The following is a 7,909-nucleotide window of genomic DNA, read 5'->3' as shown; positions in this document are numbered from 1 at the left end:
AAGAACTAGCTTAAATCCAATAGCGAAGCGGTGATGATACATGCTTTCTACTGGATTTAGTTTATCAAAATTTATTAGAAATTTGTATACGGAGAATTTTTGACGGTTACATACTATTTGGATAATCATAGGGGTATTTGCACTAATAACTTTATTGAGCATTATCAGTCAATTAAGAAATGATATTGTTCGTATGAAATTAACTTTAGATAAGATTGCTAAACAAGCCGGTGTACCTGACATTATAACAAAAGATGTAAGAAATGAATTACTAAGTCTTATTTCAGAAGGTAATAAGATTAAAGCGATAAAAAAATACAGAATGATTACTGGGCTTGGCTTAAAGGAATCGAAAGAATATGTTGACCAATTGAGTACGCAGGAAATAGAGTAAATAAATTTAATTATTGGTATCTATTTTAAACCAATGTTGATAATTTAACAAATGCATAATTGTAACTTAAGGGAAGATAAATAACAATTAAATCAACGGAGATGATAGCTATGGCAAGAGAAATGGTTGTTGTTCCTTATGATGATATGTGGGCGAAAATGTATAAAATTGAGGAAAATATCCTATTAGATATTTTGGGTAATTTAATAATTGACATACAACATTTTGGTTCTACATCAATCAAAGGATTGAGTGCGAAACCAATAATAGATATTATGATTGTAGTAAATGATATAAGTCAGATTGATGAATATAATCATGTTATGGAGGATTACGGATATAGCGTTAGGGGAGAAAACGGAATTGAAGGTCGAAGATATTTTGTAAAATTAAGTCCAGATAATTCTGGCAATCACACGCATCACATACATATTTATCAAAAAGGAAACCCTCATATCTCTGATGAATTAATGTTTAGAGATTATTTACGAATTGATAATGAAGTATTAAAGGAGTATGAAAGAATAAAAATAGAAGCCTCTTTGAAATTTCGTTATAGCCCCATAGAATATGTAGATGCAAAATATGATTGCATTATGAGCATTATGAATAAAGCCAACTTATTCTATAAAAACAAATATAATCCATATGTAAAGTAATACTATGTTCTTAAATTGGGAATGGAAGCCCAAGCTTTGGGGAAGGTTATATAACCTACTTAAATCAAAGTTGCTTTTTATACCACTCAATTTTAGAATTTAGATTTTCAGAATACTCTTCCCAAAGTTTTCTTTGCTTCATAACATAAACCTGATGATTTTGTAATATCTCAAGTCTCTCGGAAATCGTATACTCTCCTTCATATCTCAAATCTGAGTAATGCTTCATTTCTTTTAAGGTCATACCTGTATTCTTAAGACGTTGTAAAAATTTTACCCATTCAATATCTTTATCAGAATAAATTCTTCTGTTTCCAAAATCTCGCTGAACCTTTATGAGACCTTTTTCTTCATAATATCTTAATGCTGAGCAATTTATGCCTGTTAATTTAGAAAATTCACCAATTGTCATTTTTACACCTCACAATTTACAATTTGTTCATTGACCTCTACTATACTTGAAGTTTTATTCTTTAAATATCACTTATACAGGAGGTTTTTTATGGATAATAGATTTATAAAAGGAATGGAAAATTTGAAATCTGTAGATGGAAAAGGTGGTGATGCTGTAATTAAATCTTTAGAAGATATATCACCAGATTTAGGTAAATATATTGTTGAATTTGCTTTTGGTGATATATATTCTAGACCAATCTTGTCCCTACAGGAACGTGAAATAATTACTATAGTTAGTCTACTAACTGCTGGAGGCTGCGAACCTCAACTAGAAGTTCATATTAATGGTGCCTTAAATACAGGGATAGCTCCTACAAAAATCATAGAAGCTTTTCTGCAATGTATACCCTACACTGGGTTTCCTAAGGTATTAAATGCTGTATTTACAGCCAAAAAAGTATTTCAGCAGCGAAATATCACATTATGATCCTTATCTCCTCACCTGAAATACAAGTGGGGAGATTTTCATATAACATCTTATACTTCCACTTCCAGCTTCATTTATATACTTAATTTATATCTAAATGCATCTTCAGTAGGATTATCATAATACCCTTTTATAGTTTCTACATTTCTGAAATTAAAATCACTGAATACTTTTTGCATTGGATAATTTGTAACCCTTGTCTCTCCTCTGAAATCTTTCATTCCTTCATTTTGCATCTCATTTATCATTGTTTCAAATAGTTTATGAGCTAATTTTTGCCCTCTAAAACAGCTTTTAGCTCCTATACTAGTTATTTTAACATAATTTTTTTCTTTTCCCCAATTGAATATGCTTAAGTAGGCAATTAAGTCATCATGTTCTTTTACTAGATAAATAATATTATGTTCTAAGTCTCCAAAAATTTCTTGCCATAATTCCTTATCCCAGCTACTAACTCCAAAACATTCCTTATCCAGCTCTATTAATTCATTTTTATCTTTTAAATTAAATTTAACTATTTCCATAGGTTTCTTCCCCTTAAAATTTATTTACTGAAATTCATTATAGGACACAGTATCAATCAACTGTTTAATACTGGTATGCCCAGCATATGGGTTGTGACAATTGAAGCATCAATATCACCACTTATTTTTCCATCATATTCTCTTTTCCAACAAAGCTTCTTATCATAACAAGTTAGAATGGCAAGGGGCGCATTAAAATGACACACTGTACATTTTCTATACCTTGCCAAAGCCTCATCACTTTGAATTACTAATATTTTCTGGGGTTGAAGATTACAGGCTGTTGGAGCTACCTGCCCTCAATATGGCATTGATTTTTTCCTGTTCAACTGGTTTGCTTGCAAAGCTTCTAACGGAGAACCGCTGCTCTGCTAATTGTAAAAAATCCATTTTTTTATTCTCCTTAAATTTATAAATTGTGATTTATCATTGAAAAATGCTTATAATTTTGCTTTAGTGATTATTGTTTTTGCAGCTTCATAAGCAGACAAATTAGTTATATCTAATTTAGGATAAGTTACATCATCAAAAGCTTTTCGTGATTCCTTTAAAGTTCTTTGCAATTGTAGGTATAGTGTCATCATTTAAAACAAATGGATTCATAAACCTGCATGGATCAGAATCAACATAGGCCGAATTTGGTAATTGTTCAACAATTTCTTTGCAGATAGTAGTTTTTCCTATTCCATTTGAACCACATAAAAACAAAATGTTTTTCATCATAACTCCTTTTTTATAAATTACTATTTATAATTCCATAGAGAGTTTTTTTAATTTACTACCAGGACTGCTTCAACATCCTAAATTCCTTATAGGTGACGTCCCCAATTTTATATTCAAAGGAATTCTTTTTAATAAAGCCATGTCTTTCATATAATTTAATAGCTACTTCATTATCTGTTTCTACACTGGTATATAAATCTTCGTTTGGAAATTTGTCGTGAAAAAATACTAGAAATTTTTCTAATGCCTTGGCGCCAAAGCCCTTGTTTTGATATTTAACATCTATCATAAATCTTGAAAATGACCATCCATTTATTTCTTCATCATAATCATATAATATAAATCCTACCATTTCATCCTCATTATATATTCCTAATGGATATAATCCTTCTTCATAGGAAGCTTGTACCAATGAATAGACATTACTTGCTACATAGTTAATTTGGTGTTCTCCCACCTTTAATGACACACAAGTATTATAATTTGTTTTGTCTATCTCTCTAAAATTAATCTCCATATTACACCTCAAAAATTATTATTTTTTTCGAAATAACACTTTATCTCAATTGTACCTTTTAATGATATCTTAAGCTTGTTGATATTACATCAACTATAGTGAATTTATTGTCTGTGTATTTTGCTTGTAATACATCTTCCATATTTAATAGAATATTATCAATATACTCTCTAAGCCTTTCAATGCGATTATCCATATCTTCAGCAAGTCCATTATGTAAATACTTTTGAATTTTTTTAATATGGTTTTCCGTGTCTTCCTCCGCCCATTATATAAATTTTCTAACTTCACAGTTTAATCTTAAACTCTCAATACTTTACAATTTTGAAACAATAAATATATATACCTCTACTACCATCTAAATAATAAATAATTAATTAATGTAAAAATATTAACGCAAGTTAATAGCCTTCCTCAGCACTCATGCTTTTCTATGCTTCTTCACCAGTAGCTATATCAAGGCTGTTCTTCCATGTATTTTCTATATACATGAACAATTTGCATAGTTTGAAAGCCAAGGGACTTGTATAACCTATCTGCTTTTTCATTTTCATCTAAATAGCAAAGGTAGATAGGTTTAAAGTCCTTGCTTAATGCTTTATTAATAGCAAACTGTGTGGTTTTTTTACCATATCCCTTTCCCTGATATTGTGGCGAAACCATTACATTATCAATATAACCATTAGACAAAAACTTTTTCGCTTTTCCATATACATCACCTAGTATATCTATTTCATCAATAATATCTCCTTTGCTAATAATTCTATTAAGTTGAGTTAAGTCTTGTTTCGCAAAATCTCGTAACATAATGAATCTTCCTTTAAATCCAGCAACTGTACCAAGTCAAATATATAGAATATCTTCTTACAGCAGTATCTGGTTATTTTCTATTCTACCTTTTAATAATTTTTATACTTATATTTGATTATTTTACCATATAATAACTATCAATTGCTATATTATTTAAATTGGAGCATAGGCTTAGTAATAGTAATCTCATTTATTTGTCGCTTCTAGATAGTACTATCATCTTTTACTAAAAATTTCATAACTATGTTAGCACAGAAAGCTACTACTGCCACTACAGTATCTATAGCTTCTTCACTTAGCTCAGTGACAATTACCTGCATTATGGCAAAAGATGCTCCTCCTGCTCCAAGCCATATGAAATTGGAGACTTCAACACAAAAAGGCCACTAGATCTCATATGAGTATTTTACCAGATGATTTCACTGGATCTATATAGCTAGTTATCTAGCTTTCTATTTATCTAGATAAATGGTTTTATAGAAGTTAAAGTCAATTACGCTAATCTAAACCAATATATAGTATAATATTTATACTTAAAATTATATGATATAATTTATTATTTATATTTGCGAGGTGATGAAATGAAAAAAGCAATTAAATATGCATGTGTGCTTGCTTGTGTAGTTGGTATAATCATTTTAGTATTGTTCTTTAATAACAATATTGGAATTGCCAAATCTAATATTGAAAAGGATGCAAGAAATTCACAAAAGATTTCTGCTGGCTGGCAAGTATCAAAGGCTTCTACAGAAACAATGTCAGCTATGCTTTTTTATGATAAAAATCATCAAAGCCACACATTTTCCATATATGTCAAAGGGCATATTCCTTCCTTGGGTTACTTTTTTAGAGCCGGTGGAGCCTCAAAGGCAATTGCTGAAGGAATAGGAGAATTTCATATTTACGGATATAATGAGAGCGCTTATATGTCCATGAACAAACAACAAATTAGTAAAATAGAAATAAACAAGGGTGATTCCATTCAAACAATTCATATTGAAAGCACAAAACCCTTCGCTATTATTTTGCCAGTTAATTCAGGTTCTGTTACAATTTACGATGTCAATGGTAATATAATTCATAGCCTACCACAAACATTTTAGGTATTGCCTTGATTTATTTATTTCATGTCCAATAATATTTATATAGTAAGTAGGTGTGCATTATTCCTATTTAACTTTCTGCATAATACATTGTTGGTTTTGCTGTTGCTTTGTTAAGTAAGAACACTATGAATATATAATGAGCATTCTCATTCTTTATTAACTATCATTAACGGTTCATGATAGTTTCTGCCATAATAACACTCTGAATATCCGGCTTTCCATCATCTTCTACATCCCAACAGTTGGCCATGGCTATTTCAATAAAATAGCATTGCTTAATTATCTTATTGGGAATACCTAGGCTTGTTTCTAAAGAATTAATTATAGTGCATACTTTTTCATAATTCTTTTCAGCAGAAATGTGTTCTTCATACTCATTCAAAATAAATCTTGGAATATCAAATATGGGATCACCTACAATTCCCTTAGGGTCAATAATTTTATACTTTCCATCATTATTCAACAAAATATTATCGTGATGAAGATCACCGTGTAATAACATTTTTTTATTATATACTTCACTGATTTGCAAGCAAATGCTTTCTGCCCTTTTCATATACAAGTATAATTCCTTGTAATCTTCTCGATTACTCATATATTGGGTTATTCTAGTTACCCATTCAATATAAGTGGGATATAAACTGGCATTTTTAGGCTGTATATGGAGACCGTTAAATAAATTTGAAAATACATTTAAACGTTTTTCTAATGATTGCTCCTCTCTCAAACGCATACCTGGATTAATACATTCTTCTAAAATAATACCATTCTCAATATCAGAATCAAAAACCTTGCAAAACCTTTTGCCGTCATATTCCCTTAGTGCATTAAACTCTGTAAAAACTTCTCTACAAGGTGTATTTATTTTTAAAACAGCAGCGCCAAATTTTTTTGAAATACATTTAAAAATGCAGTTTACTGAAAAGTAATCAACTAATTCTAATATTTCAAGTTCCCATTTATTTGAATAAAATTTAATATCCCTCTGCACTTTATCAAAAAAATCCTTACCAAAATGTTCTATAATTTTATCCGATTCAAATTCATTAAATTCATATGCCATAAATTTTACTTCCTTTAATTTTTTATAATCTCTTCTTTTCTCAACAATTTCTTATTCCATTATAGTTATTTGTATACTAATTATAACAAGAATAACAATATAATGTATATATCTTGTTTTAATGCTCCATACATTAGGAAAAAAACTACATCTTACTATATCCAATGCTAAGGTTCTTTCCACCACTAAAGGAAAAATAACTCCAGGGGAAGAATTAAACTAATTGAAACTGGAGGCAAATATAAACTTTCAGGAACAAATCCAAAAGAAACAAAAGGACAAGAAGTTGAATTAGCATTTGATGGAGTCAGAGTAATGCAATCTGGTGAACATTTGTATTTATTTGTGCAAGAATTTAATGGACCTCGGGTTAAAGATGCATATATTCCATTAGGTGTATACCAAGGGAAGTTCAAAATTAATAATAATAATGGCGATGTTGAACAACAAGCCACAGCTGAGCTAGGGAATACAGTCCATCGGTAATACAAGGCTTTTCCTGCATCGCAATGCACTTTTCATAATCTGCAATGGCTTCCTGAACAAATCCAATTTTCTTTAGGCGGTCTGCCCTGCTGCAATATGCTTGCCAACGGTGAGAATATTGTTCCACTGCCTTATTCCACAGACCTTTTGCAGTTTCCACATCCCCATGTCCATAGGCTACATCACCGGAATAAAAAAGCATTTGATCCGATTCTGGTGCAACCTCACCTATCTTTTTTATATAAGGAACCGCATCATCAAAGCGGTTGTCTGCTAGTAAGTTCTCTATAATCCTATATAGAGCCCTATAATTTTCTGGATACTTATCTAAGATTTCTTTGCAGTATTGTATTACTGTAAAATGATTATCATACCATTCATCCCCACAGGCTGCATTATTAGCCTCCTGAAAAGCAATCCATCCTGGCTTATGATCAGGATTTAACTCCAAAACGCGTTTTGCATATTCAGATGCTTCTGCATGATCACTGGCAGCTCTATGATTAAACAAATATGCTAAATTTTCATATGCCCTTATGTTTTTAGCATCTTTAGCAATCTGTGCCTGCAAAAAGCTTATTGACTGCTTAAAAGTTTCCTCTGGAATTCTGCGTTCATGCCAATACATATTTTCAATTCGCTCAAATTGAACTTCCTCTGGAATTGCAAATAATTCATCAATAGCCACCCCAAAGAATGTAGATATTGAAGGCAGCAGCGCAATATCCATGTCATCGCCTTTCC

13 protein-coding genes are annotated in these 7,909 nt (G+C 30.7%); 4 read left to right on the top strand and 9 right to left on the bottom strand.

Annotated features, from left to right (window positions below; all coding sequences use genetic code 11):
• The first annotated feature begins 193 nt into the window (after positions 1-193).
• Positions 194-394, top strand: coding sequence for a ribosomal protein L7/L12 (locus IAI10_RS21370; protein ID WP_315675346.1), 201 nt, complete (start codon positions 194-196; stop codon positions 392-394).
• A 110-nt stretch (positions 395-504) separates the two neighbouring features.
• Entirely contained in the window at positions 505-1,053 is a 549-nt protein-coding gene (locus IAI10_RS21365) for a GrpB family protein (RefSeq protein WP_315675345.1), read from the top strand.
• A gap of 64 nt (positions 1,054-1,117) precedes the next feature.
• Here the strand turns inward: IAI10_RS21365 and IAI10_RS21360 are convergent, their stop codons facing one another.
• Positions 1,118-1,465, bottom strand: a complete 348-nt coding sequence (locus tag IAI10_RS21360) for a MerR family transcriptional regulator (protein ID WP_315675344.1) — start codon at positions 1,463-1,465, stop codon at positions 1,118-1,120.
• A gap of 90 nt (positions 1,466-1,555) precedes the next feature.
• Here IAI10_RS21360 and IAI10_RS21355 point away from each other — a divergent pair, with 90 nt between their 5' ends.
• Positions 1,556-1,936 carry a carboxymuconolactone decarboxylase family protein gene (locus IAI10_RS21355; RefSeq protein WP_315675343.1) on the top strand — a complete coding sequence of 127 codons (381 nt, stop codon included), beginning with the start codon at positions 1,556-1,558 and terminating at the stop codon, positions 1,934-1,936.
• A 74-nt stretch (positions 1,937-2,010) separates the two neighbouring features.
• Here the strand turns inward: IAI10_RS21355 and IAI10_RS21350 are convergent, their stop codons facing one another.
• The 6 genes from IAI10_RS21350 to IAI10_RS21325 all read right to left on the bottom strand — a co-directional run bounded on the left by IAI10_RS21350 (position 2,011) and on the right by IAI10_RS21325 (position 4,507).
• Positions 2,011-2,460 (bottom strand): N-acetyltransferase, encoded by a 450-nt coding sequence (locus tag IAI10_RS21350; protein ID WP_315675342.1) that lies wholly within the window; start codon positions 2,458-2,460, stop codon positions 2,011-2,013.
• 56 nt (positions 2,461-2,516) lie between these two features.
• Entirely contained in the window at positions 2,517-2,690 is a 174-nt protein-coding gene (locus IAI10_RS21345; protein ID WP_315675341.1) for a hypothetical protein, read from the bottom strand.
• A 295-nt stretch (positions 2,691-2,985) separates the two neighbouring features.
• A complete protein-coding gene (locus IAI10_RS21340) occupies positions 2,986-3,180 on the bottom strand; it encodes a hypothetical protein (protein ID WP_315675340.1) in 195 nt (64 codons plus the stop codon).
• Positions 3,181-3,238: 58 nt separating this feature from the next.
• On the bottom strand, positions 3,239-3,700 hold the full coding sequence (locus IAI10_RS21335) for a GNAT family N-acetyltransferase (protein WP_315675339.1): 462 nt from the start codon (positions 3,698-3,700) through the stop codon (positions 3,239-3,241).
• A gap of 58 nt (positions 3,701-3,758) precedes the next feature.
• Positions 3,759-3,896 (bottom strand): hypothetical protein, encoded by a 138-nt coding sequence (locus IAI10_RS21330; RefSeq protein ID WP_315675338.1) that lies wholly within the window; start codon positions 3,894-3,896, stop codon positions 3,759-3,761.
• A gap of 260 nt (positions 3,897-4,156) precedes the next feature.
• Positions 4,157-4,507 carry a GNAT family N-acetyltransferase gene (locus IAI10_RS21325; RefSeq protein ID WP_315675337.1) on the bottom strand — a complete coding sequence of 117 codons (351 nt, stop codon included), beginning with the start codon at positions 4,505-4,507 and terminating at the stop codon, positions 4,157-4,159.
• A gap of 584 nt (positions 4,508-5,091) precedes the next feature.
• Here IAI10_RS21325 and IAI10_RS21320 point away from each other — a divergent pair.
• Positions 5,092-5,613, top strand: coding sequence for a hypothetical protein (locus tag IAI10_RS21320; protein ID WP_315675336.1), 522 nt, complete (start codon positions 5,092-5,094; stop codon positions 5,611-5,613).
• Between the two features lie 169 nt (positions 5,614-5,782).
• Here IAI10_RS21320 and IAI10_RS21315 read toward each other — a convergent pair whose 3' ends face one another.
• On the bottom strand, positions 5,783-6,679 hold the full coding sequence (locus tag IAI10_RS21315) for an aminoglycoside phosphotransferase family protein (protein ID WP_315675335.1): 897 nt from the start codon (positions 6,677-6,679) through the stop codon (positions 5,783-5,785).
• 418 nt (positions 6,680-7,097) lie between these two features.
• Positions 7,098-7,895, bottom strand: coding sequence for a tetratricopeptide repeat protein (locus IAI10_RS21310; protein ID WP_315675334.1), 798 nt, complete (start codon positions 7,893-7,895; stop codon positions 7,098-7,100).
• Between the last annotated feature and the right edge of the window lie 14 nt (positions 7,896-7,909).

This window comes from Clostridium sp. 19966 (assembly GCF_032335695.1).
Taxonomy (GTDB): Bacteria; Bacillota; Clostridia; order Clostridiales; family Clostridiaceae; genus JACTOJ01.
The sequence above is the reverse complement of the archived record's forward strand: the minus strand, read 5'-3'. Positions and strand labels throughout refer to the sequence as shown.